Below are 25,709 nucleotides of genomic sequence, written 5' to 3' on the forward strand. Positions count from 1 at the left end.
AATCATCCCAGCCGCTGATCCCGCACGTCCTGCGTATCCTCGCTTGCCGCCTTGACGGCGGCTTTCGCCGCGCCTTTGCCGGCGCCCTTGCGGCTCGCGATCTCCACGGCCTTGCGGCCGGAGATCTCGTTGCCGGCGTCGGCGGGCATCTGCCAGAAGAACCAGCTCGAAGCGGCCGAGGTCAGCGCGACCACGACGAAGGCGGGCGCGAACACGGTGGCGTTGAGCTCGCTGACATGGCTGAACCACATCGTCGTCTCGACACAGGCTGCGCCGACGGCGACGCCGGCCGAGACCGCGAGCTGCTGGTTGACGCTGACGAGGGTGGTGGCACGGCTCATCTGGGCGGTCTCGACGTCGGCATAGGCGACCGTGTTGATCGCGGTGAACTCCAACGAGCGGAAGAAGCCGCCGACCACCAGGATGACCATGATGATGAGCAGCGGCGTCGTCACCGTGAACAGGGCGCAGACGCCTAGGAAGAACGCGCTGACGATCGCATTCACCGTCATCAGATTGCGGAAGCCGAAGGTGCGGATGATCCGCGCCGCCAGCGTCTTCATGCCCATGGCGCCGAGCGAGGAGGCGAAGGTGACGAGGCCGGAATGGAACGGCGACAGGCCGAAGCCGATCTGCATCAAGAGCGGCAGCAGGAACGGCAGCGCGCCGATGCCCAGCCGGAACAGGAAGCCGCCGAACACGGCCGCGCGCAGCGTCGGCAGCTTCAGAAGCGAGAAATCCAGCACCGGCGATCCCGTCCGCCGGGCGTGGATGACGTAGAGCGTCATCGAGATCGCACCGCCCGCGATCAACGCTGCGACGGTGCTCCACGGCAGCAGATTGAGGCCCGCAACCGACAGGCCGAAGGCGATGCCTGCGAGTCCGATGCCCGCGAGCACCATGCCGTAGAGATCGAACGGCTCGCGTTCGTCGCTCTTGATCGGATCGATGAAGCGCAGCGCCATGAAGATGCCGAGCAGCCCGATCGGGATGTTGATCAGGAAGATCCAGTGCCAGGACGCGTAGGTGGTGATGAAGCCGCCGAGCGGCGGGCCGATCACGGGGCCGATGAGGGCAGGGACCGTCACCCAGGCCATGGCATTGACCAGCGCGCTTTTGTCGACCGAGCGCAGCAGGACGAGGCGTCCGACCGGCGTCATCATCGCGCCGCCCATGCCTTGCAGGATGCGCGCGAACACGAAGTCGGTGACCGAAGTCGAGAGCGCGCAGCCGACCGAGCCGACCATGAACACCCCGACCGCGATCGCGAACACCATGCGCGCGCCGAAGCGGTCGGCGGTCCAGCCGCTCGCCGGAATGAACACTGCGAGCGACAGCAGATAGGAGGTGATCGCGAGCTTCAGCGTCAGCGGGCTGGTGCCGATGTCGGCCGCGATCGCCGGCAGCGAGGTGGCGATCACCGTCGAGTCCATGTTCTCCATGAAGAGAGCAGTGGCCACGATCAGCGGAATGACGCGTTGCTTCTCGACCATGACGGATTGGTAATGAAATCGGGAGGAAGGGCGGAGTTGCGGCTTATCACCGCCACCAGGCGGAGACCATTGCGGATCGACGCATGGCACCTAAATCCCGCGTAACAACGGTGTGACCCTCCGTCTCCGTCATTCCGGGGCGCGCCGCTTGGCGCCAGCCCGAAATCCATTGCGCCGCGGGGCCGCTGTGGGATTCCGGGTTCGCAACTTCGTCGCGCCCCGGAATGGCAGCGGGTGGGCCGCGCACGGGCTATCCCCGCCGAATTTACGTAAAAAGCCTGTGCATGGCTGGCCGGCGGCCTGAATTGCTTTGATTCGTCACGCGGCCGTGCTATCGACCCGCGTCAACCCCACCGATGGGCTCCGATTCTCCGGCGATGCCGCAAGGTACGCCGAGGGCGGCGCTCATCCATAAGCATTTGCGGCAGGGCCGCAGGAAGGAGTTGGCATATGGCCACGGTGCAACTTCAAGGCATCCGCGAAGCCTTTACGTTCGACGACGTGCTGTTGAAGCCGGGCCTGTCCGACGTCATGCCGGGCGAGGTCGACATCCGTTCCCGCGTCACCCGCGCCATTCCGCTCAACATTCCGATCATGGCCTCCGCCATGGACACGGTCACCGAGGCCCGTATGGCGATCGCCATGGCGCAGGCCGGCGGCCTCGGCGTCATCCACCGCAATTTCGATCCCGAAGGGCAGGCCGCCCAGGTGCGGCAGGTCAAGCGCTACGAGTCCGGCATGGTGGTGAACCCGCTCACCATCAGCCCCGAGGCCACGCTCGACGACGCGCTGAAGCTGATGAGCGATCACGGCATTTCCGGCATTCCCGTCGTCACCGGCGCCGGCAAGTCGACCCCCGGCAAGCTGGTCGGCATTCTCACCAACCGTGACGTGCGGTTTGCGACCAATCGCCAGCAAAAAATCTCCGAGCTGATGACGCACGAAAACCTCGTCACGGTCCGTGAGAATGTCAGCCAGGACGAGGCGCGGCGGATGCTGCACCAGCACCGCATCGAGAAGCTGCTCGTCGTCGACGAGCAATATCGCTGCGTCGGTCTCATCACCGTGAAGGACATGGAGAAGGCGGTCGCCCATCCGCTCGCCTGCAAGGACGCGCAAGGGCGCCTGCGCGTCGCTGCGGCCACCACCGTCGGCGATACCGGCTTCGAGCGCACCGAGCGCCTGATCGATGCCGGCGTCGACCTCGTCGTCGTCGACACCGCGCACGGCCATTCCCGTCACGTGCTGCACGCGGTGAACCGCATCAAGCGTCTGTCCAACTCGGTGCAGGTCGTCGCCGGCAACGTTGCCACCACCGAAGGCGCGCAGGCGCTGATCGACGCAGGCGCGGATTGCATCAAGGTCGGCATCGGCCCGGGCTCGATCTGCACCACCCGCATCGTCGCCGGCGTCGGCGTTCCCCAGCTCACCGCGATCATGGATGCGGTGGAAGCGGCGAAGAAGTCCGATATCCCGGTCATCGCCGACGGCGGCATCAAATACTCCGGCGACCTTGCGAAAGCGCTTGCCGCCGGTGCCGACATCGCCATGGTGGGCTCGCTGCTCGCCGGCACCGACGAGACGCCCGGCGAAGTGTTCTTGTGGCAGGGCCGCTCCTACAAGGCCTACCGCGGCATGGGCTCAGTCGGCGCGATGGCGCGCGGATCGGCCGACCGCTATTTCCAGCAGGACATCAAGGACACGCTCAAGCTCGTGCCTGAAGGCATCGAGGGCCAGGTGCCCTACAAGGGCGCCGTCGGCCACGTCATGCACCAGCTCGCCGGCGGCCTGCGCGCCGCGATGGGCTATGTCGGCGCACGCGACATGAAGGAGCTGCATGAGAAGGCCCAGTTCGTCCGCATCACCGGTGCCGGCCTGCGCGAAAGCCACGTCCACGACGTGACGATCACGCGCGAGAGCCCGAATTATCCGGGCGGGGGTTAGTTCTCGGTCTCGTGCCCTGGACGCAGCGCAGCACCTCTTCGGTGATGCGCCGCAGAGCCGGGACACGAGAGCCGCGTGGCTCGGCGACCGTCCACGCCTTCGCTTTTGTATTGACGCGCTTCGCTCCCTCCGCTTCCGTTCGCGCCGAAGCAAATTTGGAGGAAGCCATCATGTCCCAAGGCAAACGCATCGTTCTCGCCGCGCGTCCGGTCGGCGAGCCCAAGCCGTCTGATTTTCGCCTGGAGGAATTCGCAGTTCCGACGCCCGGGCAGGGTGAAGTCCTGCTGCGCACGATCTGGCTGTCGCTCGATCCCTATATGCGTGGACGCATGAGCGAGGGGCCGTCCTACGCTGCACCAGTGCCGATCGGCGGGGTGATGGAAGGCGAGGCGGTCAGCGAGGTCGCAGCCTCCAACAATCCCGATTTCGCGGTCGGCGACATCGTGCGCATCCGCTCCGGCTGGCAGACGCATGCGATCTCGAACGGCAAGGGCCTGATCAAGGTCGATCCCAAGCTCGGGCCGATCTCGACTTCGATCGGCGTGCTCGGCATGCCTGGCATGACGGCGTACACGGGCCTGCTCGACATCGGCAAGCCGCAACCCGGCGAGACCATCGTCGTGGCCGGCGCCTCCGGCGCGGTCGGCTCGGCCGTCGGCCAGATCGCCAAGATCAAGGGCGCACGCGCGGTCGGCATCGCCGGCGGCAAGGACAAGTGCGATTACGTGGTGAAGGAGCTCGGCTTCGATGCCTGTATCGATCACCGCGATCCCGATCTCGCCGCCAGGCTCAAGGAGGCGTGCCCGAAGGGGATCGACGTCTATTTCGAGAATGTCGGCGGCGCCGTGTTCGAAGCCGTGTTCCCGCTGCTCAATCCGTTCGCGCGCGTGCCGGTCTGCGGCCTGATCGCCCATTACAACGACACCGAGGCCAAGCCGCCGAAATGGGCCGGCGCGATGATGCGCAACATCCTCACCAAGCGGCTGACTTTCCGCGGCTTCATCGTTTCCGACTTCGCCGCCCGCCATGGCGACTTCCTTCGCGACATGTCCACCTGGGTCCGCGAGGGCAAGGTCAAGTACAAGGAGTTCGTCACCGAGGGCCTGGAGAGCGCGCCTGACGCGTTCATGGGCCTCCTGAAGGGCGCCAATTTCGGCAAGCAGCTGGTGCGGGTCGGGCCGGACAAGGCCTGAGCCGCCGTTTCCGGTCCCCGGCGGGCCGGAAATGGTTAAGAAAGAGTCACCGATCGGCCACACCTGCTCGCAAAAGCCGCAGGTGTGAACGCCGGTCGATTGACGGGCCGATGAAGGCATTGAATCATCGCGCATATTTCAGGTGTTGCGATGTTAGAGATTGGTATTTTCTGCGTCATTGTGCTGGCCGCCGCCTATTGGGCGACCATGTTCGTCATGGGCCGTCGCGACGACGTCATCCATGGCAAGTTCGTCCACGTCGACGACGGGGGCGATTTCACGCAAGCCGCGATGCCGGCGCCGCCGCCGTTCCCGAAGCGCCCGGTCAAGGTTGCGCAAGCTGCCGGGCACCCGCCCGCCAATGATCTGGCGGCCAAACCAGTGAACAGCGAGGCGCTGCAATCCTTGCTCGCCGCGATCCAGCAGGATCTCAAGAGCGTCGCCTGAGAACCAGTCGCGAGCTAATGCTCGCCGCCCATCTGAGCGAGCAGCTCCTCGATGTCGACGTCCACCTGGCCCGCCGCGCGGACGTGGCGAACCTCGAGATTGTCGGGCTGGAAGCGGTATTCGACGAGCCCGACTTCCTTGATCGCGATCCGGTCCTGGCGCCGATCGTTGATGACGAAACCCGCCGAGGGCGCCCAGACGTGGCGGGTGTGGCGCCAGGTGAAGTCGCGGCGCTGATGCACGTGACCGCTGGCGATGAGACGCAGGTCGACGTTTCCGAACATCTCGATCAGCCGCGCCCGCGCCGGCTGCGGCACATAGCGGATCGAGGTCTCCGGCGTCTCGGGGTCGTCGGGCAGGTTGAGAAACAGCGGCTTGTGCAGGAACAGCGCGACCGGCCTGCCGTTCGTGCGCGATATCTCGGAGGCGAGCCAGTCGAACTGCTCGGCCTCGAAGCCAAGCCCCGAATTCATCACCAGCGAGTTGAGGCCGATGAAGCGCCAGCCCGCGGCCTCGAATGACCAATGGTCTTCGCCGATGATGTCGCAGAATTGCCGGCGGTGAGCCGGGCTGACCGGCGGCTTCGGCGCCGGCCCGATCGCGGTCGGATTGTCGCCGATGTCGTGATTGCCGGGCAGGTAGCGGCAGGCGACGGGCAGGGCGTCGTGCAGGCCTTTCGCGAATTCGACGTCGTCGCGGCTGGTCGGCCCGTCGAACGAGACGTCGCCGGTGTTGACGACGAGATCGGGCCTGTCGGCGTCGATGTGCTCGCTGATGCGGTGGAAGTTGGCGATCAGGCCGGGAAAGCGCCGGCCGAGATGGGTGTCGGAAATCTGGGTCAGGTGAAATTCGGGCATGCGATCATCCTACCCGTCGTCGCGCGTCGGAACGATGACGGCGCGGGCACGGATCGCAACGAACAAAGTTTAAAGCACGCGGTAGCGGATCGTGTAGCCGTCCTGCGGTGCGACGGCGCCCGCGACCGGGGAGGCAATGCGGTCGGCGAGGTGCCAGGGGCCGAAATCGCTTTGGCTATCGGCGGTTGGTCGCAAGGCCGGGAACGTCGGTTCAAGTCGTTCATTGTCAGCGCCAGAAGGCGCGGCTAATGACGGTCGGAGGCATTTCGCCCGCCGGGAAAGTTCCGATGTCCGTTCAAATGGTTTTGCTGCCGGTCTTCGTGCAGGTCGCTCTCACCTTCGCGCTCTTGATCGGCATGGTCGTCGCGCGCCGCAAGACGCTGGTCTCCGGCGAAACCAGGATTCGCGACATTGCGCTGGGCGAGCCGAACTGGCCGAAGGGCGCCACACAAATCGCCAATTGCTACCGCAACCAGTTCGAGCTGCCGGTGCTGTTCTACGTCCTGATCGCGCTGGCGTTGCCCTTGCGCCGCGCCGATCTCTTCATCGTGTTGATGTCCTGGGTGTTCGTCGTGACGCGCTTTGCCCATGCCGGGATCTTCGTGTCCTCGAACGATCTGGGCCGGCGCTCCACCGTCTGGGTTGCCGGCGTGCTGGTGCTGCTGGCGATGTGGATGTACTTCGCGCTGAAGCTTTTGCTGCTGATCTAGGCGCTTGCGCGCCGCTTGAAAGAATTCAAATGACCCCCGCTGCCCGGCTGTCCGCAGCCATCGAACTGATCGACACCATCGAGAGGGACCGCGTGCCCGCGGCCAAGGCGCTGAAGGAGTGGGGCACCGCGCACCGCTTCGCCGGCTCGGGCGACCGCGCCGCGATCGCCGGTCTCGTCTGGGACGTGCTGCGCCGCTATGCCTCGAGCGCGTTCCTGATGGATTCCGATACCGCGCGGGCGCGGCTGATCGGCATGCTCCGCCTCGAGCGCAATATGGACACGGCCACCATGGCCGCGCTGTTCGACGGCAGCCGGTTTGCGCCGGCGCCGCTGACCGAGGCCGAGCAGGCCGCGCTCGCCTCGCGCTCCCTCAAGGACGCGCCGGCCGCGGTCGCCGGCGACTATCCCGAATGGCTCGATCCGCATCTGGCAAAAGTGTTCGGTGAGGACCGCGCGGCGGAAGCGGCCGCGATGGCGAGCCGGGCGCCGCTCGATTTGCGCGTCAACACGCTAAAGTCCAATCGCGACAAGGTGCTGCGTGCACTTGCTCATCTTCATGCGAAACCGACGCCGTGGTCGGCAACGGGCCTGCGCATCGAGCTTTCGGCCGATGCGCGCAACCCTGGCATCCAGGCGGAAGAGGATTTCATCAAGGGCGCAATTGAAGTGCAGGATGAGGGATCGCAGCTTGCGGCCCAGTTTACCGCGGCAAAGCCCGGCGAGCAGGTGATCGATCTCTGCGCCGGTGCTGGCGGCAAGACGCTGGCGCTCGCGGCCATGATGCAGGGCAAGGGACGGCTGATCGCGACCGACAGCGACAAGCGCCAGCTCGCCCCGATCCACGAGCGGCTGTCGCGCGCCGGCGTCCACAACGCCGACGTTCGCACGCCCAAGGGCGAGATGGATACGCTGGCGGACATTCGCGCCTCGGCCGACCTCGTCGTGATCGACGCCCCCTGCACGGGAACCGGCACCTGGCGCCGCAACCCCGATGCCAAATGGCGGATGCGTCCGGGCGCGCTGGAGATCCGCCTGCGCGACCAGGCCGAGGTGCTCGCGCGTGCGGTGCCGCTGGTGAAGCCAGGTGGCCGCATCGCCTACATCACCTGCTCGGTGCTGGCGGAAGAGAACGGCGAGCAGGTGAGGGCGTTCGTCGCGCGCCATCCGGAATTCGCCGTCGTGCCGCCGGAGCAGACCGCCGGCGTGCTCTGGGACAAGGCGGAGGCCTTCGCGGACGCCGCGCTGCAATCGCCCGAGGGCTGGCTGATGACGCCGCGCCGTACCGGCACGGACGGCTTCTTCGTCTCGGTGCTGAGGAAGACGGCCTGATCAAGGCCGGGGCAAACAAAAGCCCCGCGCACCGGATACCGGTCGCGGGGCCTGTGTTTGCTGGCGCTTCTGCCGGTACGTCCGTGGTCAGAAGCGCTGCTGCGTGGGCTGTTAGCCGACGCGGAGATTGTCAGCCGAGGACTTGCCGCTGCGGCGATCGGCGACGATGTCGAACGAGACCTTCTGGCCCTCGTTGAGGGTGGAGAGGCCGGCGCGCTCGACCGCGCTGATGTGCACGAACACGTCCTTCTGGCCGTCGTCCGGCTGGATGAAACCATAACCCTTTTGGGTGTTGAACCACTTCACGGTGCCCATAGCCATGGGTATTTCCTTTGTTAGAGATGGTACGCACGCGGACCGGTACGCGTCGCTGCGCCCATGATCCTGTTCAGTCGATTTTTGGAGAAGTCATCTGAAGCGTGCGCGCCCGTCTGTAACGAAGCGAAGCGGCCCAGTCGTTCGGCCAAGTATCGATGATCACAATATAGCGAGAATTTGGGGCCACTTCAAGGCACCACTCGTGGTTCGGGATGTCGCGCCTCTTTGCTATTTTGCGGTGCAAATAAACCGCCCGGCGCATCAGTCCACGATGAAAAGCGTGGCGCCGGTGGCCGTCGAGGACCGGTGAGCCGCGTCGCCGAAATCCGAGACCTGGTAGCTCATGCCCGCCGTCAGCTTGAATTTGCGCCCGTCGCGCAGCTCGGAGTCGAGCTCGCCCTTCAACACGTAGAGCACGTGGCCGCGATCGCACCAATGATCGGCGAGATAGCCCGGCGAGTACTCGACCATCCGCACCCGGAGATCGCCGATGTTGAGCGTGCGCCACTTGGCCTCACCGCTCTCGCCGGGATGCGTGGTCGCCTCGATCCGGCTCCAGTCGGTGACGGTGAAGGGGGAGGTGGGGAGTTTCATGGAAGGATCTGCCTTGATGCGGTGCATCGCTTGTTAGCCTATGCCGATTTCCGGGTCGTGCACTTTACCTGGGCGGCGAGGGCGCCAGCGCACAGCCGGCCGCCTCTTGCATCCTGCTCGCATTGATGACCCAGACCAGCAGAGCGGCGGCGCTGATGCCAGAACCCAGCATGCAAACGCCGCTCCAGCCCATCATCGCGTACACCATGGTCGCCGCGATTCCGCCAGCCGCGCTGCCGATCGAGTAGAACACCATGTAGCCCCCGACCAGCCTGCTTGCTGCGTCGGGACGGGCGGCGACAATCAGGCTCTGGCTGGTCACATGCACGGCCTGCAGCCCGAGATCCAGCATGATGACGCCTGCGACGACGAACCAGAGCGAGACATGCAGGCAGGCGATCGCGCCCCAGGCGGCGAGCATCAGCATCAGCGACAGTCCGGTGGTGCGTTGGGCCCATCCGAGGTCGGCGAGACGGCCGGCATTGCGCGCGCCGAGTGCTCCGGCGAAGCCGGCGACCCCGAGCAGTCCAATAGTCGTGTGCGACAGCAGGAAAGGGGGCGCCGAAAGCGGCAGTACGATCGACGTCCAGAACACGTTGAGATCGGCAAAGATCAGGAACGCAAACAAGGCGCGCTCGCGCAGGATCGGCTCCTCGGTGAACAGCGCCGCCGTCGAGCGCAGCAGCGACAGATACGAGGAGCCGGCCATTGCCGCGTGCGGACCGCGGGGCAGGACGCGCAACAGCAGGATGGCCATGGCGAGCATGAGGCCGGCCGAAACCAGGTAGACCGTGCGCCAGCCGCCGATATCGGCCAGCGCGCCCGAGGCGAAACGCGCAAGCAGGATTCCCCCGACGACGCCGCTGGTCACTGTCCCGATGGCGCGGCCGCGGCCGTCCGGCGTCGCGAGCGTTGCGGCAAAGGCGACGAGGATTTGCACGACGACGGCAAGCACGCCGACCAGCGTCAGTCCCGCGAGCAGGACCGCGGCGTGCGATGCGGTGCCGACGACCACGAGTCCGGTCGCCGAGAGTGCAATCTGGCCGGCGATCAGACGGCGGCGATCCCAGAGGTCGCCGAGCGGCACGATCAGGATCAGGCCGAACGCGTAGCCGATCTGCGTGAAGGTCACGACCATGCCGATCGCTGCGGGAGCGATGTCGAGGTCCTGGGCCATCGCGTCGAGCAGCGGCTGGGCGAAGTAGATGTTGGCAACGCTGAGGCCGCAAGCCAGCGCGAGCAGCAGCGCCATCGCGGAAGAAAGCCCGTGCCCGGCCGGCCCGGCACCAGTCTTCGGGTTGCCTCTGGCGAGGTCATTGCTCGTCATCCGTCATCTCCGGCACGGTCCATCTAGTCTCATCATAGGACCAGTTGCGCGCGGCGCTGTCTAGTCTTATTTTAGAACCAGATAGGAGTGGGAGCATGAAGCGGACAGGTTTTTCCGAGGCCGACTGCCCGGTGGCGCGCGCGCTCGATGCAATCGGAGACTGGTGGTCGCTCCTGATCGTGCGCGATGCTTTCGACGGGCTGCGCCGGTTCGGCGATTTCCAGAAGAACCTCGGCATTGCCAAGGGCATGCTCAGCACGCGCCTGCGCAAGCTGGTCGAGCTCGACGTGCTCGAACTGGTTCCGGCTGCCGACGGCAGCGCGTATCAGGAATACGCGCTGACGAGGCGAGGCCGCGACTTGTTTCCTGTCATCGTCGGTTTGCGCCAATGGGGCGAGGCGCATCTCTATGCGCGCGGCGAGGCGCATTCCGACCTGGTGGACCAGGCAGGCCAGCCGGTTGGGCAATTGGTGCTGCCGTCGCGAACCGGGCGGCCGCTGACGTGGTCCGAAACGAAGGTGCGAAAGGTCGGCGCGCGCAAGCGCTGATGGCGCGGCGCAGACGGATCAATGGGGCAGATGATTCGCCGAGCCCTGCACGATCAGCCCGGCCTCGTTCACCCGCAGGTATTCGCAGATCTTCTTTCCCCGCTCGTTCTCGTAGAACACCACCACGCTGTCCGGGCTGACGAACAGATCGATCAGCGAAAAGTGCAGCTCCGGCAACAGCCCGAGCGCCTTGCTCCAATAGGCGCGCAAAGCGGCCTTGCCGCGCACGGTGCCGCTGGCGTCGAACCCCATCGCCGGAATGCGGTCCGAGGTCATCACGGCCGCCTCGTCGTAGAGCGCAAGCACGCGCTCGAGATCGCCAGCATTCCAGGCCTCGACCCAGGTCCGGCCGAGCGCGGCAAGCGATGATGGCTGATGATGCTGTGACATGGCATTCTCCCTGATCGGCCCCTGTTTGAGGCGTGGGGCATAATAGGTCAATATTACTGACCTATATGCGTTTGTCCATGCCCAAAGAAGCATGTGGGCGCGCCGCGTGCGCGGTTGCGGCCCGGGCCGCGCCAGCGTATCTGCTGGCCATGACAGCAGCACAGAACGACCGCTCCGCGTCGACGCCCCCGGTGGCCTCGGCGCACGACAAGATTCTCATCGTCGACTTCGGCAGCCAGGTGACGCAGCTGATCGCGCGTCGCGTGCGCGAGGACGGCGTCTATTGCGAGATCGTGCCGTTCAACAAGGCCGAAGAGGCCTTCAACGAGATGAAGCCGAAGGCGGTGATCCTCTCCGGCGGGCCAGAGTCGGTGCACGAGGCCGGCTCGCCCCGCGCGCCGCAATTGATCTTCGCCTCCGGCGTGCCCGTGATGGGCATCTGCTACGGCCAGATGACCATGGCCGCGCAGCTCGGCGGCGAGGTCGAGGGCGGCCATCACCGCGAATTCGGCCGCGCCGACGTCGAGGTCAAGGCCGACAGCAAGCTGTTCGAGGACGTCTGGTCATCAGGCAGCAAGAACCAGGTCTGGATGAGCCATGGCGACCGCATCACCAGGATGCCGCCGGGCTTCTCCGTCGCCGGCACCTCGCCGAACGCGCCTTTCGCGATCATCCAGGACGAGAAGCGCAAATATTACGGACTGATGTTCCACCCCGAAGTGGTGCACACGCCCGACGGCGCGAAACTCATCCGCAACTTCGTGCGCAAGATCGCCGGCCTCACCGGCGACTGGACCATGCGCGCTTTCCGCGAGGAGGAGATCGCCAAGATCCGCGCGCAGGTCGGCAAGGGCAGGGTGATCTGCGGCCTCTCCGGCGGCGTCGATTCCGCGGTCGCGGCCGTGCTGATCCACGAGGCGATCGGCGACCAGCTCACCTGCGTCTTCGTCGATCACGGATTGATGCGCCTCAACGAGGCCGAGCAGGTCGTCGACCTGTTCCGCCACCACTACAACATCCCGCTCGTGCACGTGGACGCGTCCAAGCAATTTTTGGGCGAGCTCGAAGGCGTCACCGACCCCGAACAGAAGCGCAAGACCATCGGCCGCCTCTTCATCGAGGTGTTCGAGGCTGAAGCCAAGAAGATCGGCGGCGCCGACTTCCTCGCGCAGGGCACGCTCTATCCCGACGTGATCGAGAGCGTCTCCTTCACCGGCGGACCTTCCGTCACCATCAAGTCGCACCACAATGTCGGCGGCCTGCCTGAGCGCATGAACATGAAGCTCGTCGAGCCCTTGCGCGAGCTGTTCAAGGACGAGGTGCGCAAGCTCGGCCGTGAGCTCGGCCTGCCCGAAATCTTCGTCGGCCGCCACCCGTTCCCGGGCCCGGGCCTCGCCATCCGCTGCCCCGGCGAGATCACCAGGGACAAGCTCGACATCCTGCGCAAGGCGGACGCCGTCTACATCGATCAGATCCGCAAACACGGCCTCTACGACGAGATCTGGCAGGCCTTCGCCGTGCTGCTCCCGGTCAAGACCGTCGGCGTCATGGGCGATGGCCGCACCTACGATTACGTGGTCGGCCTGCGCGCCGTCACCTCCACCGACGGCATGACCGCGGACTTCTACCAGTTCGACATGAAGTTCCTGGGCGAAACCGCCACGCGCATCATCAACGAGGTGAAGGGGGTGAATAGGGTGGTGTACGATGTGACGAGCAAGCCGCCTGGGACGATCGAGTGGGAATAATTCGGATCCGTCCGGGACTATCCCGCTCTGTTCAATTGCACGACTTAACAGACTGATTTTACGATCTAAATCTTCATCTGCATTCGAGAACTATCGGCGCGCATAAAACCGGACAGACGGAGCGCCTGACGGTGTCGCCGTCCATTGAAACCATCGATCCCGATCAATACCGTCATACGCGATGCTGCGTCTGACGGTATTTTTCTTTGCCCAAGTGCTTGGAAAACAAAGAGATCTCCAGTCAAACGCGGCTCAAGAATGGCTGACGGTATTTGCCTGGAGGGAATGTCCTTGCTGACAGACGCTGCGCTTAAGGCGCTGAGACCAAAGGAAAAATCATACAAGGTCACCGACCGAGACGGCATGTACGTGGTTGTGTCGCCCGCAGGCACGCTGTCTTTCCGACTCGACTACCGTCTGCATGGTCGACGCGAGACTGTGGTTCTCGGAAAGTACGGCCCGACAGGGTTGTCGCTCGCACGCGCTCGCGAGAAGTGCATCGATGCGAGGCGCGGGGTAGGCGAGGGGCGGTCACCCGCTATCGAGAAGCAGCGCGAGAAACGGCGTCTCCTTGAAGCCAGGAGTTTCGGTGAGCTCGGAGAGAAGTGGCTCGTCGCGGCACCCATGGCCGATAGTACCCGGGCAATGCGGCGATCGATCTTCGAACGCGAACTGCTTCCCGTTTGGCGCAAGCGCCTTTTGAATGAGATCGCACCTGGCGATCTTCGCGCCCATTGCGCTGCCATCGTGGAGCGCGGCGCTCCCGCAACCGCGATCCACGTCCGCGATATCGTGAAGCAGATCTACGGGTTTGCGATCCTGCATGGCGAGAAGATCGCCAATCCGGCGGACGAGGTGGGACCCGCGTCGATCGCAAACTTTGTCCCGCGAGACCGTTCGCTATCACCGACTGAAATTCGCATCATGCTCAAGCAACTTGATCGCGTCGCGACTTTACCCACCATCAGGCTGGGATTGCGTCTTTATCTGCTCACCATGGTCCGCAAGAGCGAACTGCTCGATGCCACATGGGATGAAGTCGATTTCGAGAATGCGGTCTGGACGATTCCCAAGGAGCGTATGAAGCGCTCGAAGGCGCACAATGTGTATTTCTCGCGCCAGGTGCACGACATCTTCATTGCGCTGAAGACCTGCGCGGGGAATTCAAAGTATGTCCTGCCGTCGCGCTATGACGCCGACGCTCCGATGTCGCGGGCAACTTTCAACCGGATCACATACTCGGTCGTTGACCAGGCGAAAAAGGAAGGGCTTCCGCTGGAGCCGTTCACGGTTCATGACCTGCGAAGAACGGCGTCAACTCTTCTGAACGAACTTGGATTCAATAGCGACTGGATCGAAAAGTGCCTTGCGCACGAGGACGGACGGTCATCGAGGGGAGTCTATAACAAGGCAGAATACGAGGTGCAGCGCCGTCATATGATGCAGGAGTGGTCCAACATTGTGGATGCCTGGGTTGGTGGCCAGAAATACATTCCGACGCTCATTCCGCCTTCAATGCCGCTCCTGCAGCCGGACCCGGCACTTTAACCGGCCGGGCTCGACGTTGCCTCACATCAGGATGCGGCGCACGAATAGGGGGCGTCGATCTGCGCGCAGCCAGCCAGGCTTCGACCTCAGCAAGGTCCCACACCACACACCGCGCCGAGAGTGCGAACCGTCTCGGAAAGTCGCCGCGCTGCTCCATCTCATAGATGGTGCTGTCGGCAAGCGGGACCATCTCGCGAAGCTGGTCTCGCCGGATAGTGCGTTTGATGGGTGTTCTTTCCCGATGTGCCATTTTGCTGTCCTGCAACGCGATTGAGACCGATAGATACTGTGCAACTAGAGTTCTGAAATCGGCCCGGCAACCGCCCGATGAGCGTGTCGTGTAAAAGGAAACGTTTGGCAGTGTCGAATATGGAGGTGGTACGGCCAGTTCGCTTGCACCTCGCTGGGAAGGAACGCATCATTGAGCGAGTGGAGGGGCGGTCGCTTAAGGACCGATCGTCCGCAAGCCTGTACCCCAGACTCGCAACGGGTACTTTATCGGAAGCATTAGTTGGTGGCGGACGAGCATGATCTACCAAATTCTAAGTGAAGATGGCCGCCCTATGGATTCTCATGCCGAGCTCGATACGAGCGGCATCACTTTGTTTAGTCGCGGTGGCAGCACCGCCAAAGGAAATGTAACGAATGCCGAGTACGGCCCCGCGCTTCGACTTCTTCTCCGACGTATAGTTTCCGCTCGCTTGCCGTTTGACCGCGCATGGGTAGACAGCCTTGACGTTCAGCGCTTGCCCATCGAGGAGCGGATCATTTTGTCTAATGGCGAACTTGATGCGGATGGTTCGTCTGCCTTCACACTCATGTCCAGACGAATGAAGCTGGTCGGCCAGGGCGCAGGCCGAAAGGGCGGCAATTCGACAAAGAAAATTCGCATCCAGTTTGCGCCAGACGTGCAGTTGCTAGAGCTGGAGTCAGCGCTTCGCACGATTCAAGTCCAGGAAGACGTGCGGGGCGCCGAAAGACTTCCCGCTGAAACGTTCCGTGTGGTAACGGCGGAGCACGTTTGGAACGCGGTGCAAAAGCTGCGTCAGCCGAACTTTCGACACGGATACGGTACTTCGATCGACTTTGATCTGATTGCAAGCGCAGAAGAACGCTACCCGCCAAAGGCGGTGTTTGGCCTGGCCGCGACAGAAGCTCTTGGTCATGAAGTGCTGCCCAGGCATTTCTCGAGCGGCCACGGCACTCCGTGCTTCCGGATTCTTGAAAGTGCTGGCTTCATCATTGTCGCAAAAGGAGAGGAAAGTCAGCCCATAGACTCCCCGGAGTCTCCAGAGGATCGGTCGTGGACTGAAGGGAAGCCTCGCCTTGTCGCCCACCTGCGAAAAGAACGCGCGTCAGGACTGTCGCAAGCCAAGAAGGACTGGTTTGTTCGCACACATGGCAAGCTATTCTGCGAGCGCTGCGGGATGGACCCAGTCGCGATTTATGAAGGCGCGCATGGTGCCGCGTGCATTGAGGTCCATCACCACGCAGTGCAGGTGGAGGAAATGGCAGACGGTCACACGACCAGGCTTGAAGACTTGCAGTGTCTCTGTGCGAATTGCCATCGCGTTGAGCACCGTCTGCTGAAACTGGCTTTGAACAAGCAGGCCGACAGTCGCATGTAGGTAGCTGCCGACCGATGCTGTGAGGTGCCGACACCTCGGGCGACGTGATCTCGAAGCCTTGGGGGCTCCGCTGGTGGCACGCAGATTTCTAAGCGAGAACCGCAGCGGCACAGCGACCTTTGGTCGCCGGGGTGAACTAATGACCAATGCAACCATCCGGACTCGCCCCGAGGAGAATCAGATAGCCGTTGGCGTCTACGGAGGACGCCGATGGAAGAAGAATTCGATGCGCCGCTATTCAAGGTGCTCGCCAAAAACGACACCGGCAAGGCCGCCAGCAATCAGGGCGGACCTGTAATCCCGAAGGATTTGCAGGCGTACTTGCCGAAGATCGAGAGACCGCCAGGAGTCCACGCTCCGGGCATGGAAATAGACGCGATACTGATGATCGGGTTGACTGAAGTTGATCGAGTGAAAGCCAGGTATCAGGTGCAGACCTGGGGTGGCACCAGACTCCCGGGTGAGTTTCGCATCACGAGAATTCCCGCGATCCACAAGGAGTCAAATGCGGGCGATATCTTCGTGGTCGAACGCAGCCTTGTAAACCGTAATCTGTTGCGCCTGACCCTACTCAAGCAGGGAACTGACCAATTCAGCGAGGCGAGTGCCAACACGCGCAAACGCAAGTCGGGCCTTGTAATAAGGGGCCTGCCGCCGGCAACCGATGTTGAGCTTGTCACCGCGGAGAAGGAACAGGTAGAGCGCGAGACCAAAGCGTTCGAGATGTTCGACAAGGAAGCGGTCAAGCACGAGACGAAAAGCAGGAAGGTTGCGAGGTCCCGAGCGTTCCTAAAGCTCGTCGGCGATTACTACTCGGGCAAGTGCTGTCTCTGTGGCCAGGGGCTGATGCTGTCAGCCGGCAAATGGGAAACCGAAGCTGCTCATATCGTTCCACGTGGCAAGGAGGGGGCTGACGACGCGAGAAACGGCCTCGCTCTGTGTCGCTCACATCACTGGGCGTTTGATCAGGGCATGTGGGGCATTATGCCAGATGGCAAGGTGATGATCCGGTCCGATATCGAGGGGCACCCGCAAAATGCTTCGCTCGTTGCCTTCAAGGGAAAGGAACTAACGAAGCCTTCGGATGTCAACAAGGCTCCTCACGCAGAGGCGCTGGCCTGGCACATTGCCAACATCGTCAATCGGCCGGAGCCTGCCTCGTCCTGACCAGCTTCACGAAGTCCTCGACATTCATCAGCCAGCCTCTCTGGGCCTCGCGGTAGGTGGTGTGCAGAGAAGCCGGGAGCACAAGCTGCAGCTTCTTCGCACGCATCTCGTCGGTCTGGTTCTCCGAGATGCCGGGCTCCAGCGTAAGCAGGTGCTTGTGAGGGATGCGCTCGGCTTCTGACAGCACCTGCCGCCATCGGTCCTTGCAGGTCGACTTCGAGCCGAGCATGGTCAGCTTCTCGGCTTTGAATTCCAGGTCCTGGTACGCGGCCTTGCCGGGGAAAAGGAAGTCGGGCTTGTTGCGAAGCTCGGTCTCGACACCACGCTCGAACTTCAGCTTGCGGGCGGAGAACAGCGCAGCGACGTGATGCTCCAGCGATTTACCGGCGCGTGACTTGCGCCGGTTCTGAACGCTAAGAGAAAACGAGATGAAGCCGTCCACATCGGGGACCTGGTTGGTCAGAAAGCCAGCCCGCAGACGGTCGGCTACGACCAGCCGCTCGAGCCGCCGGAACAGTAACTCTTCACGTTCGATCCATGCCATGAGGACGGCGTCAGCGTTGTCGCCGGCGTTCACGTTGGTCAGCGAGTCCCGCGCCAGCTTCGAGAAGTCGGCAGTGGCGGGGAAGTTGATGCCAAAGGGCTCAAGAATGCTGTCGAGCTTGTCCGCCTCCGGCTCCTCGGCATCGATCCCAAGCTCGTCAAGGATGTACCGTGCCGCAAAGTCCAACCGGGATGACTGGTCCTCCGCGATCTCCTTTACCTTGAACGTGAAGTCGGGTTGCTTATCAAGCCCGAACAGATAAATGAGCTGGCTCTGGATTGTGCTGTCTTTGGGCGTGACGATGATCATTGCCGTCCCGTCTGGACGCATTGCCACGAAGAACGTATCGCCTTCGCCCATCAACGCCGTGACGCCGTTCGCATAATAGTAGAGACGATATTCTGCGGACCTGTGCGCCTGCTTCCTCCGGGAGTCGTACCAGCTCACCACGCTGTCTTCTGAAATCGCTTCCTGCTCGTCGCTGAGCCAGATGAACCGGGCGGGGATCTTCAGCCGGTCCTCATCGCCCAGCAGCTTGCGGATATGGCCACCCTGGAATTCATGCTGGTTGGAGCGCTTGGGATCGGCCTCGACAGCGCTGAGGCGTTTGACAGCAACTCCCTCGAAGTAATCAGACAGAAGCCCGCGCTGCATCCTATGCCCCGGCGAGTTCAAAGCGTTTCCTGTTAGACTTTAGCCACTTCGAACAACTCTTGATTGCCTGCGAGGAGTCAAGGCGCGTGCGCCCCTTGAGGGCGCATTCCCACACAATGCCGACCCGCCAACCGGCCTCCAGCAGCTTCGTAATGTTCGCCTCGTCACGCGAGACATTGCCGCTGATCTTGGCCCGCCAGAATTCCGGCCGCGAGGAGGGCCATTTGAACAGATGGCAGTTATGGCCGTGCCAGAAACAGCCGTGAACGAAGAGCACGGCATTCCACTTCGGGAAGACCATGTCGGGCTTGCCAGGGAGTCGCGCATGGATCCGGAAGCGAAAGCCCTCCGCGTGGAGGCCCTTGCGCAGGAAGATCTCAGGTTTGGTGTTCTTTCCCCGGATGCCGGACATCATCCGGCTGCGAACCTCCGGAGAGACGACGTCAGCCATTTGCAACGCGCAGGTCGAACGCGCGCTGCGCATCCTGCTCGGGCTTGATGGCCTCGACGAGATGCGGCTTTACCGCCTTGGCCACGAACTCAACCACCGGCACGACGACGGCATTCCCGAACTGCCGATAGAGCTGGGTGTCAGACACGTCCTTCAGGATGAATGGCTTGCCCGGCCGGTCGAAGCCCATCAGGCGGGCACATTCGAGCGGTGTGAGACGGCGAGGACGATTACCCTTCTGCTTCACCAGGATCTCGGAGCCGTCCTTGTAGTAGCGCTGCGACAGGGTACGTGTCACCTGGTCGGGACCGAAGACACTATAGCCGAAGCCATTGCCCGCGGCATTGTGCTTCTTTTTGTAGTCCTGCAGGTACTTCCACAGATGAGGGGTAAGCGTATATTTCGGATCAACCTCGGGCTCGAGGATGCTGCCGAGCTTTGGTCCATTCTCGGCCGACGGCAACTGAAGTGCCTTGAAATCGAATGTGGTCGGGTTCTTGAAGCCAACGATGAAAATACGCTGCCGCTTCTGCGGCACCCACGGCTCCGAGCTGATGACGCGATGCTGGACGTGATAGCCCAACTCGTCAGTCAGCACTTTCATGATCGTTTTAAAAGTCTTGCCGCCATCATGGCTTTCGAGGTTTTTGACGTTCTCCAGCACGAATGCCGAAGGCTCGTGGTGCTTGATGATCTGCGCGGTATCGAAAAACAGCGTGCCTTGCGTCTCATCGAGGAAGCCGTGCTTCCTTCCGAGCGCGTTTTTCTTCGACACACCGGCAATGGAGAAGGGCTGGCATGGAAAACCCGCCAGCAGGACGTCATGCTCCGGGATGAGATCGGGCTTTTCTGAAAACTCGCGGATGTCACCGGCGATCGGATGATTGTCCGGGAAGTTGTTGGCATAGGTCTTCTGGCTGTTCTTGTCCCACTCGGACGTGAAGACACATCGGCCGCCGATGCTCTCAAAGCCTTTTCGCAGGCCGCCAATGCCGGCGAACAGGTCGATGAAGCGAAACCAGCCTGGGGTGTCGGACACGCGGGCTGCAGCAGCCTGTTCCAGGAGTTTCAGCTCGGCGCCTTCGAGCCTGTTCTTGCCGTTCTGGTAACGGAATCCGGTGCTGCGAGAAACGCCAATCAAATGAATTGCTTCGTCGAAGGACAGGCCAGCTTGGTGGCATAATGTCGTGAATCGCGTCAGTTTGCCGGCCACCGTTTGTCCCCCGAATCTGTGTCAGCGAGTCTCACCGTGACACAAAGATTCCCAGCGAACAATTAAAATGTTCCTAATTTGTTCTCTTTCGGGCGATGGCACACAGGAAAATTGATCGGCGGGGCAAAGGCCGCCGTTTTGCAGCTGGGTCGCTCTTCCCGTGAGCACATGTCGGACCGATTGGCAGATCCAATTGATCCTGCATCGGGGGAATCGGAAGCGCGCCGTCGTTGCCCAGAGTCGATCCCGACGAAATGCCTGGGGCATGGCACCTTGCAACCGGGCGTTGAGGCAGCCTATTGTTTCCAAAAAGGAATTGCTGGCCTAGCAGCAGCAGCAGGGGGAGCATTAGGGTTGCCCAGGATAGGACTTGAGTTTCTTTTGAATACGGGCGGTGAGTCCGAAGGTCTCAGTGATCCCGGCGTAGAGAATTTCAGAGACAAGCCATTTACAGCTGTAGCTCGCGAAACCGGCCAGAACAGCAGGGATGCGAGGCAGGACCACACCAGGCCAGTGCGTCTCACCTTAGACGTCCTTTCGATGAGCTCCGATGATTTTCCTTCAATCATCGCTTATCGGCAGGCCGCACGACTGTGCCTCAAGAAGGCTGACAGGCCGAAGAACGAAAAGGAGAAAGGATTCTTCGAGCAGGCGATACGTGCCCTTGAGGCCCCCGAGATCAGGGTTCTGAGAATCGCTGACTTCAACACAACGGGCGTTCGTGGTCCTTGTGAGGAAGGATATCCATTCCATGCGCTCGCCAAGTCAGACAGCGTGAGCGCCAAGGAGGATATCGGCTCCGGAGGCTCTTTTGGCATTGGCAAGAATGCCGCCCTCGCTGTCTCTGACATCCAGACTGCATTCATCTCGACGCGCTATCGCGACGACCGGGGCTCCGATCGCGTGCTTTGCATGGGAAAGACACTCTTCATTTCTCATACTGATGCGGAAGGGAAGGCAAGGAGGCGCAAGGGGTACTGGGGCAAGCTGGACGGATATCTGCCACTGGACAATCCGGCCGAGATCCCGGCGTGGCTGCTTCGCAATACCCGGGGGACGTCGATTTTCTCCGCCTGCGTGCGCGATGACGATGCTGACTGGCAATACGAGATGGCCGCAGCCATCATCATAAACTTCTTCGGCGCCATCGAGCGTCAGGAGATGGAATTCGAGATCGACAACGGCACCATCAAGATCAACAGGAACACCCTGCAATCCCTCTTCCACAACCCGAAGGTGATCGAGGCTGTCAAGCTGACGAACGCCGGCGTCGCATTCGAAACTGCCAGGACCCTGCATGGATGTTTGATCGACGAAAAAACCACCCTGACGATGCTGGACGTGCAGGGCCTCGGCAAGGTGCAGATGCGTGTGCTCCTCAGGGACGGGCTAGGTTATACCATCGGGATCATCCGCAATGGCATGTACATCACGGACAATCTTGCCAAGTTCAACGAGCCCTTCAAACGCTTTCCCCTGCACCGCGAATTTGCGGTTGTTGTCGAGCCGGATGGCACAACTGAAAGTGAGTGGTTCAAGCGCCTGGAGAATCCGGCGCACGACGACCTTTCAGCTGACCGTATTACTGATCCTCAACTCCGGGCGCAGGGAAAGCGGGCCTTCGAGCGGCTGGCCAAGCAGATACGCCAGCGCATCCGGGAGTTGGCGAAGTCCGAGCCCACCAGCAGCATGGAGCTCGACGAACTGAACGATTTCTTTGCGTCGGACGCGGCCCGTGAATGGGACGATGCCGGTCCTGAAACCGACCCGCGCGTCCTGAAGCCAACGGTGATCCAGAAATCGCCGCCAAAGCCCCGCCGGGCTGCGAGCTCCGCGAGCGAAGATGACGATCCGCCGATTCCCGGTCCAGGCCCGCTGCCACCCGAGCCTGCGCCTGAGCCCAACCCCGATCCAGGCCCTGATTCCGACCCCGGTCCGAAGCCACCGCGACCGCAGCCGCAATCGAGGAGCATTGAGCTGCAAGGCGAGCGCAACGTGTTGCTGGACGGCACTTCCGGCAAGAAGCGCAGGCTCTTTTTCACGTCACCCGTTACGGGCTCGGTGAACCTGTCGGTGGAGGCCACAGGCCTCAGTAATCCGGACCAGCTCGTCGTGACAGCGGTTTCCGGCGGCACCCTGAACGGTGGAAAAATCGAGGTTGCCTGCAAGCGTGGTGAACGGGTCGCGCTTGATATCGAGTTTGACAGTTCATACGCAGGCCCCGTCGAGATGTCAGCCGTGGTCGTGCCTCTTGCGAACGGAGCGCCTTCATGAAGCTGAACGAGAGCATGAGGTATCCTCATCCCGTCCTGAGCGATTTCTCTTCTGACTACGTCACAGGTGAGTTCAAATGCGCCTTCGTTCAGCAAATGACCGCAGAGGGCGAGCTCAAGCTTACTGCGGAGCTGAACCTTGATTCCACGGACCTGCGGAAGCTGATCGAAAACCAGCAGGCTGCGACCGGCTATTTTGTCGTTTGCCGCCGTACCTACTTCAATGTTCTTCAATCAGCGCCACTGGGACGCAGCGAAAGGCATTTTGACGGGGCACGGCTGTTTGGCGCCGTCACTCTACGTCCGGCCGTGTGGACGCTGACCCCCGTACACCACTTCAGCAGCCCGCTCATTCACAAGGAATTCGGCGCGTCGGTCAATCTTCCGAAAGGGGCAGTTATCGCCCTTGGGCCTGAGTTCCGTTTCTCGATCGACAAGAAGAAATTCAAGCCATTTGAAAGCATCTTCGAGCTGGCGGTGGGTGAGGGGATCGAGCCCGGCATGGTTCAGGTCGATCCATTGCGCGACCGAATCACCATCCTTGCCGAACCAAAGACCCACAAGGACCTGGCGGACATGCGAAACATGCCGGCCGGCCGCAGCATACTGCTGAGCTCGGTCTATTTGCCGGCGGTCATGGACGTCCTTGCGCTGCTGCAGAGCGGTGACACGGCTGCAACGGGCATGAACTGGTATCGGGTGTTCAAGGCGAAGTGCGATGATCTGGGCATCAACCCCGCTGACCGCAATGGCTCCCCGCTCATGATTGCCCAGAAGCTCTTGAGGGCACCTCTCAGGAAGTCCATAGCGGTAGTGGGGACTATGTAGATGGTCGCCCAGCTCAAATACCTTTCTGACAAGTCCCTGGCACAGCTAAAGAGCGGCGTGACAACCAATGTTGCGCGATACAGGACAGACGGCTTTCTGGAATTTACAGATGACCCCGGCTGGAACATCGGTCTGGGCGTTGAGTATGACGAGGTTTTGCTGGGCACGCTGGACCGCGCCACGCCGAGAACCATTGCTTCAATAGATCTGGCAAACTCCCGAATTGTCGGGAAAGCGCTCGCGAACCTGTCGCCCACCCTCGCCAATGAGGAGCGTGTCTGGGTAAGGCTGTCGCATATCGAGGCATTTGCCTACGCACGTGACCGGTGGATAGGGCAGGCCAAAGATGATGCCGTTCCGAAGCTCGTCGAAGACCATTTCTTTGCTTCCGGGCAAACGAAGATCCGTGATGACCACGCACTGTCGCGGCTGTGGTGGAATTACCAGATCGCTCGCACTTGCAATCCTGATGATCCGGATGAAGCCCTGTCACTCATTCTGAAGACGGCGGACATTCGCAGTAATTTTGTCGAGCGGATCTGGATGACCAGCCGCCGAAACATCGCTACAGCAGTTCTCGGCCTGATGAAATCCGAGCCGTGGGTTACCGACGCAGAGAAGAATTTCAGAATGTTCATGAAATCGCTGAACAGGCTCGGCGGCGGAATTGTTTTCGAGGTGCTTAATACGGATGAGATCAATCTCTTCCTGAAGGATTGCCTTTTCCACGCTCGCACGATGGCCTGATCGCGAGTCAACTCCAGACTGAAACCCGAATTTGCATGAGTAGAGAAGAGCTCCTTCCGCCGATCAACCGCAAGCTCGAAGTGGCGTTGCGATCTATCGGCTACACGTTCGAAAGCGCTGTTGCCGACATAATCGATAACTCGATAGACGCGTGTGCACCCAACGTTCTCGTCCGGATCTACATCAGAAAAGACGGGCAACTCGACCTGTTCGTCTGGGACGATGGTCACGGTATGGATCCGGACACGCTTCGGGATGCAATGCGATTTGGTGCGGATGTTTCGAACGACATCAATCGTCTCGGCAAGTTTGGTCTCGGACTGAAGCTTGCCTCCCTCAGCCAGGCTCGCGAAGTTCAGGTAGTCACGCGCAAGGATGGAAAGATCTCGGGGCGGGAATGGCCCGAGCATGGCATTGCCCAGGGGTTTGTATGCAAGGTTTTCGACGAGGAAGAATGCGTCCGTCTTGTCCATGATGCGATACCTGAGCATCCACTGGAGCGTTCCGGAACCCTTGTCAGATGGTCAAATTTGTACAGGCTGCGACGCCATCAGGACACGGCCGAAGAGTTCGCTCAAAAGCTTCTCAAGAGGCTCGAGAACTTTCTTGCGCTTGCCTTTCATCGTTTTCTTTCCGGGCGGCCTCGCAAAATTGCGATAACCCTCGACGTTTTTGATCAGCACTCAGGCTCGGCGGGCCTGCCGGTACAGATCAAACCACTCGATCCCTTTGGATATGATCGTAGCGGCAATCCCGCATTTCCGCTTCAGATGTCAGTAGACGGTCCTTACAGCGACCGCATCAAGATGATGGCACACATCTGGCCGCCCAATTCGGCCACTCCTGCCTACCGGCTTCCCGGCGGAGCCAATAGCCGGCAAGGGTTCTATTTCTACAGGAACAACCGCCTGATACAGGCAGGTGGCTGGAACGGCCTCCGCGAAGCGGAGCCGCATTCGTCTCTCGCTCGCCTTGAGGTCGATATCGCGGCCGAACTGGATGTGGACGTTAGCCTCGACGTCAAGAAGATGGAGATTCAGCTTCCGCCTGACCTGGCAAAGTCACTTCTTCGCGCGCAAACCGCAACCGGGATCGACTTCAAGAAATACATATCACTTGCAAACGATGCCTATCGAAAGCGAGCTGTCACTGATGCCGAACTCCCGCTGATACCTTCAGGCGGCCTCCCTGCGACCCTGGTTACCTTTCTACACAAGGAGCTCAGAATAAAGGCGACGACGAAGCATCATGATCTAAAAATCGGGTGGAGAAAACTGCACAGCGGACTCTTCTTTGACATCGATCGTGATGGTGGAAATCTCTACATAAATCAGGCGTATCGGAAGCAGCTGCAGCACGGCCTTGCTGGTTCGTCGGCGGATTTGCCCGTGCTGAAGTGTCTGCTGTTTCTGGTGCTCGAAGACGCACTTTCGTCTGAGCGGATGGGATCGAAAATGCGTGAACGGCTTGAGCAGATCAATCGAATACTGGTACGAGCGGTTCGGTTCGAAAGGTGCCCTGAATGACAGCGCCAAAATATCTCTCCTGGGAAAACTTCAAATCCACCGTCCTGATCGCTGGAGAGCAGCGGGTGCATCGCGTAACAGACGCCCCCCTCGTTGAGGTATTCGGTGACGGAATCACAAACAAGATCGGCCTTCTTGTCGAGACTCCATCTGGAAGCGAAATTCCTGCTGAATTGTCCCGGCTCGCGTCCGTAACGCTGAGGGAGCTAAATCATAACGGTCGCAATTGC

At 61.6% G+C, this 25,709-nt stretch carries 24 protein-coding genes and 1 pseudogene; 14 read left to right on the top strand and 11 right to left on the bottom strand.

Going from position 1 to position 25,709, the window contains the following annotated elements:
- Positions 1-2 precede the first annotated feature (2 nt).
- Positions 3-1,493, bottom strand: coding sequence for an MFS transporter (locus ACSHT2_RS35105; RefSeq protein ID WP_440639721.1), 1,491 nt, complete (start codon positions 1,491-1,493; stop codon positions 3-5).
- Positions 1,494-1,943: 450 nt separating this feature from the next.
- Here ACSHT2_RS35105 and guaB point away from each other — a divergent pair, with 450 nt between their 5' ends.
- The 3 genes from guaB to ACSHT2_RS35120 all read left to right on the top strand — a co-directional run bounded on the left by guaB (position 1,944) and on the right by ACSHT2_RS35120 (position 5,077).
- Positions 1,944-3,437 (top strand): IMP dehydrogenase, encoded by a 1,494-nt coding sequence (gene guaB, locus ACSHT2_RS35110; RefSeq protein ID WP_440639722.1) that lies wholly within the window; start codon positions 1,944-1,946, stop codon positions 3,435-3,437.
- A gap of 170 nt (positions 3,438-3,607) precedes the next feature.
- Positions 3,608-4,630, top strand: a complete 1,023-nt coding sequence (locus tag ACSHT2_RS35115; RefSeq protein WP_440639724.1) for an NADP-dependent oxidoreductase — start codon at positions 3,608-3,610, stop codon at positions 4,628-4,630.
- 150 nt (positions 4,631-4,780) lie between these two features.
- Positions 4,781-5,077: a hypothetical protein gene (locus ACSHT2_RS35120; RefSeq protein WP_440639725.1), complete on the top strand. Its 297-nt coding sequence runs from the start codon at positions 4,781-4,783 to the stop codon at positions 5,075-5,077.
- A gap of 14 nt (positions 5,078-5,091) precedes the next feature.
- Here ACSHT2_RS35120 and ACSHT2_RS35125 read toward each other — a convergent pair whose 3' ends face one another.
- Positions 5,092-5,934, bottom strand: coding sequence for a metallophosphoesterase family protein (locus ACSHT2_RS35125; protein ID WP_440639727.1), 843 nt, complete (start codon positions 5,932-5,934; stop codon positions 5,092-5,094).
- A 69-nt stretch (positions 5,935-6,003) separates the two neighbouring features.
- A pseudogene (locus tag ACSHT2_RS35130) lies at positions 6,004-6,099 on the bottom strand (acriflavin resistance protein); the annotation flags it as partial.
- Positions 6,100-6,221: 122 nt separating this feature from the next.
- Here ACSHT2_RS35130 and ACSHT2_RS35135 point away from each other — a divergent pair.
- Together ACSHT2_RS35135 and ACSHT2_RS35140 are read left to right on the top strand one after the other, a co-directional pair.
- Complete coding sequence (locus ACSHT2_RS35135; RefSeq protein WP_440639729.1) at positions 6,222-6,644, top strand: MAPEG family protein; 423 nt, start codon at positions 6,222-6,224, stop codon at positions 6,642-6,644.
- A 29-nt stretch (positions 6,645-6,673) separates the two neighbouring features.
- Positions 6,674-7,975: an RsmB/NOP family class I SAM-dependent RNA methyltransferase gene (locus ACSHT2_RS35140; RefSeq protein WP_440639730.1), complete on the top strand. Its 1,302-nt coding sequence runs from the start codon at positions 6,674-6,676 to the stop codon at positions 7,973-7,975.
- Positions 7,976-8,086: 111 nt separating this feature from the next.
- On the opposite strand, the gene ACSHT2_RS35145 is transcribed toward ACSHT2_RS35140, so the two are convergent.
- The 3 genes from ACSHT2_RS35145 to ACSHT2_RS35155 form a co-directional block, all read right to left on the bottom strand.
- Complete coding sequence (locus ACSHT2_RS35145) at positions 8,087-8,296, bottom strand: cold-shock protein (protein ID WP_015686739.1); 210 nt, start codon at positions 8,294-8,296, stop codon at positions 8,087-8,089.
- 258 nt (positions 8,297-8,554) lie between these two features.
- Positions 8,555-8,887, bottom strand: a complete 333-nt coding sequence (locus tag ACSHT2_RS35150; protein WP_194387789.1) for a DHCW motif cupin fold protein — start codon at positions 8,885-8,887, stop codon at positions 8,555-8,557.
- A 64-nt stretch (positions 8,888-8,951) separates the two neighbouring features.
- Positions 8,952-10,214: an MFS transporter gene (locus ACSHT2_RS35155; RefSeq protein WP_440639732.1), complete on the bottom strand. Its 1,263-nt coding sequence runs from the start codon at positions 10,212-10,214 to the stop codon at positions 8,952-8,954.
- A 95-nt stretch (positions 10,215-10,309) separates the two neighbouring features.
- On the opposite strand from ACSHT2_RS35155, the gene ACSHT2_RS35160 reads away from it, so the two are divergent.
- On the top strand, positions 10,310-10,762 hold the full coding sequence (locus tag ACSHT2_RS35160) for a winged helix-turn-helix transcriptional regulator (RefSeq protein WP_319329176.1): 453 nt from the start codon (positions 10,310-10,312) through the stop codon (positions 10,760-10,762).
- Positions 10,763-10,780: 18 nt separating this feature from the next.
- On the opposite strand, the gene ACSHT2_RS35165 is transcribed toward ACSHT2_RS35160, so the two are convergent.
- Positions 10,781-11,152 (bottom strand): nuclear transport factor 2 family protein, encoded by a 372-nt coding sequence (locus ACSHT2_RS35165; RefSeq protein ID WP_440639734.1) that lies wholly within the window; start codon positions 11,150-11,152, stop codon positions 10,781-10,783.
- Between the two features lie 149 nt (positions 11,153-11,301).
- On the opposite strand from ACSHT2_RS35165, the gene guaA reads away from it, so the two are divergent.
- Positions 11,302-12,900 (top strand): glutamine-hydrolyzing GMP synthase, encoded by a 1,599-nt coding sequence (guaA, locus tag ACSHT2_RS35170; RefSeq protein WP_440639736.1) that lies wholly within the window; start codon positions 11,302-11,304, stop codon positions 12,898-12,900.
- A 291-nt stretch (positions 12,901-13,191) separates the two neighbouring features.
- Entirely contained in the window at positions 13,192-14,448 is a 1,257-nt protein-coding gene (locus ACSHT2_RS35175) for a tyrosine-type recombinase/integrase (protein ID WP_440643003.1), read from the top strand.
- On the opposite strand, the gene ACSHT2_RS35180 is transcribed toward ACSHT2_RS35175, so the two are convergent.
- The gene (locus ACSHT2_RS35180) at positions 14,402-14,698 is read right to left on the bottom strand and encodes a helix-turn-helix transcriptional regulator (protein WP_440639738.1); all 297 of its coding nucleotides are present in this window, start codon (positions 14,696-14,698) and stop codon (positions 14,402-14,404) included. The two genes, ACSHT2_RS35175 and ACSHT2_RS35180, sit on opposite strands and share 47 nt — an antisense overlap.
- Before the next feature lie 277 nt (positions 14,699-14,975).
- Here ACSHT2_RS35180 and ACSHT2_RS35185 point away from each other — a divergent pair, with 277 nt between their 5' ends.
- Both ACSHT2_RS35185 and ACSHT2_RS35190 read left to right on the top strand, forming a co-directional pair.
- Positions 14,976-16,076: an HNH endonuclease gene (locus ACSHT2_RS35185; protein WP_440639740.1), complete on the top strand. Its 1,101-nt coding sequence runs from the start codon at positions 14,976-14,978 to the stop codon at positions 16,074-16,076.
- A gap of 210 nt (positions 16,077-16,286) precedes the next feature.
- Positions 16,287-17,243: an HNH endonuclease gene (locus ACSHT2_RS35190; protein ID WP_440639742.1), complete on the top strand. Its 957-nt coding sequence runs from the start codon at positions 16,287-16,289 to the stop codon at positions 17,241-17,243.
- Here the strand turns inward: ACSHT2_RS35190 and ACSHT2_RS35195 are convergent.
- Genes ACSHT2_RS35195 through dcm form a run of 3 tightly spaced genes read right to left on the bottom strand, consistent with a single transcriptional unit; the run spans position 17,215 to position 20,105 of the window.
- Positions 17,215-18,441 carry a type II restriction endonuclease gene (locus ACSHT2_RS35195; RefSeq protein ID WP_440639743.1) on the bottom strand — a complete coding sequence of 409 codons (1,227 nt, stop codon included), beginning with the start codon at positions 18,439-18,441 and terminating at the stop codon, positions 17,215-17,217. The genes ACSHT2_RS35190 and ACSHT2_RS35195 overlap by 29 nt on opposite strands.
- Before the next feature lies 1 nt (position 18,442).
- A complete protein-coding gene (locus ACSHT2_RS35200) occupies positions 18,443-18,892 on the bottom strand; it encodes a very short patch repair endonuclease (protein ID WP_440639745.1) in 450 nt (149 codons plus the stop codon).
- Entirely contained in the window at positions 18,885-20,105 is a 1,221-nt protein-coding gene (gene dcm / locus ACSHT2_RS35205; RefSeq protein WP_440639747.1) for a DNA (cytosine-5-)-methyltransferase, read from the bottom strand. The genes ACSHT2_RS35200 and dcm overlap by 8 nt, the downstream gene beginning before the upstream one ends.
- 168 nt (positions 20,106-20,273) lie before the next feature.
- Here dcm and ACSHT2_RS35210 point away from each other — a divergent pair, with 168 nt between their 5' ends.
- The 4 genes from ACSHT2_RS35210 to ACSHT2_RS35225 are packed head-to-tail and all read left to right on the top strand — an operon-like array spanning position 20,274 to position 25,479.
- Entirely contained in the window at positions 20,274-22,379 is a 2,106-nt protein-coding gene (locus tag ACSHT2_RS35210; RefSeq protein WP_440639749.1) for a hypothetical protein, read from the top strand.
- The gene (locus tag ACSHT2_RS35215) at positions 22,376-23,206 is read left to right on the top strand and encodes a hypothetical protein (RefSeq protein WP_375790752.1); all 831 of its coding nucleotides are present in this window, start codon (positions 22,376-22,378) and stop codon (positions 23,204-23,206) included. Before ACSHT2_RS35210 ends, ACSHT2_RS35215 begins: the two co-directional genes overlap by 4 nt.
- Positions 23,207-23,953 carry a DUF6339 family protein gene (locus ACSHT2_RS35220; RefSeq protein WP_440639751.1) on the top strand — a complete coding sequence of 249 codons (747 nt, stop codon included), beginning with the start codon at positions 23,207-23,209 and terminating at the stop codon, positions 23,951-23,953.
- Positions 23,954-23,988: 35 nt separating this feature from the next.
- A complete protein-coding gene (locus ACSHT2_RS35225; protein WP_440639753.1) occupies positions 23,989-25,479 on the top strand; it encodes an ATP-binding protein in 1,491 nt (496 codons plus the stop codon).
- The last annotated feature ends 230 nt before the right edge of the window (positions 25,480-25,709 follow it).

This window comes from Bradyrhizobium sp. PUT101, assembly GCF_052043945.1.
Lineage (GTDB): Bacteria > Pseudomonadota > Alphaproteobacteria > Rhizobiales > Xanthobacteraceae > Bradyrhizobium.

Coding starts and splice junctions, on each gene's coding strand:
- ACSHT2_RS35105 (WP_440639721.1), bottom strand. CDS start 1,493: ATGGTCGAGAAGCAACGCGTCATTCCGCTGATCGTGGCCACTGCTCTC.
- guaB (WP_440639722.1), top strand. CDS start 1,944: ATGGCCACGGTGCAACTTCAAGGCATCCGCGAAGCCTTTACGTTCGAC.
- ACSHT2_RS35115 (WP_440639724.1), top strand. CDS start 3,608: ATGTCCCAAGGCAAACGCATCGTTCTCGCCGCGCGTCCGGTCGGCGAG.
- ACSHT2_RS35120 (WP_440639725.1), top strand. CDS start 4,781: ATGTTAGAGATTGGTATTTTCTGCGTCATTGTGCTGGCCGCCGCCTAT.
- ACSHT2_RS35125 (WP_440639727.1), bottom strand. CDS start 5,934: ATGCCCGAATTTCACCTGACCCAGATTTCCGACACCCATCTCGGCCGG.
- ACSHT2_RS35135 (WP_440639729.1), top strand. CDS start 6,222: ATGTCCGTTCAAATGGTTTTGCTGCCGGTCTTCGTGCAGGTCGCTCTC.
- ACSHT2_RS35140 (WP_440639730.1), top strand. CDS start 6,674: ATGACCCCCGCTGCCCGGCTGTCCGCAGCCATCGAACTGATCGACACC.
- ACSHT2_RS35145 (WP_015686739.1), bottom strand. CDS start 8,296: ATGGCTATGGGCACCGTGAAGTGGTTCAACACCCAAAAGGGTTATGGT.
- ACSHT2_RS35150 (WP_194387789.1), bottom strand. CDS start 8,887: ATGAAACTCCCCACCTCCCCCTTCACCGTCACCGACTGGAGCCGGATC.
- ACSHT2_RS35155 (WP_440639732.1), bottom strand. CDS start 10,214: ATGACGAGCAATGACCTCGCCAGAGGCAACCCGAAGACTGGTGCCGGG.
- ACSHT2_RS35160 (WP_319329176.1), top strand. CDS start 10,310: ATGAAGCGGACAGGTTTTTCCGAGGCCGACTGCCCGGTGGCGCGCGCG.
- ACSHT2_RS35165 (WP_440639734.1), bottom strand. CDS start 11,152: ATGTCACAGCATCATCAGCCATCATCGCTTGCCGCGCTCGGCCGGACC.
- guaA (WP_440639736.1), top strand. CDS start 11,302: ATGACAGCAGCACAGAACGACCGCTCCGCGTCGACGCCCCCGGTGGCC.
- ACSHT2_RS35180 (WP_440639738.1), bottom strand. CDS start 14,698: ATGGCACATCGGGAAAGAACACCCATCAAACGCACTATCCGGCGAGAC.
- ACSHT2_RS35185 (WP_440639740.1), top strand. CDS start 14,976: ATGATCTACCAAATTCTAAGTGAAGATGGCCGCCCTATGGATTCTCAT.
- ACSHT2_RS35190 (WP_440639742.1), top strand. CDS start 16,287: ATGGAAGAAGAATTCGATGCGCCGCTATTCAAGGTGCTCGCCAAAAAC.
- ACSHT2_RS35195 (WP_440639743.1), bottom strand. CDS start 18,441: ATGCAGCGCGGGCTTCTGTCTGATTACTTCGAGGGAGTTGCTGTCAAA.
- ACSHT2_RS35200 (WP_440639745.1), bottom strand. CDS start 18,892: ATGGCTGACGTCGTCTCTCCGGAGGTTCGCAGCCGGATGATGTCCGGC.
- ACSHT2_RS35210 (WP_440639749.1), top strand. CDS start 20,274: ATGTCGGACCGATTGGCAGATCCAATTGATCCTGCATCGGGGGAATCG.
- ACSHT2_RS35215 (WP_375790752.1), top strand. CDS start 22,376: ATGAAGCTGAACGAGAGCATGAGGTATCCTCATCCCGTCCTGAGCGAT.
- ACSHT2_RS35220 (WP_440639751.1), top strand. CDS start 23,207: ATGGTCGCCCAGCTCAAATACCTTTCTGACAAGTCCCTGGCACAGCTA.
- ACSHT2_RS35225 (WP_440639753.1), top strand. CDS start 23,989: ATGAGTAGAGAAGAGCTCCTTCCGCCGATCAACCGCAAGCTCGAAGTG.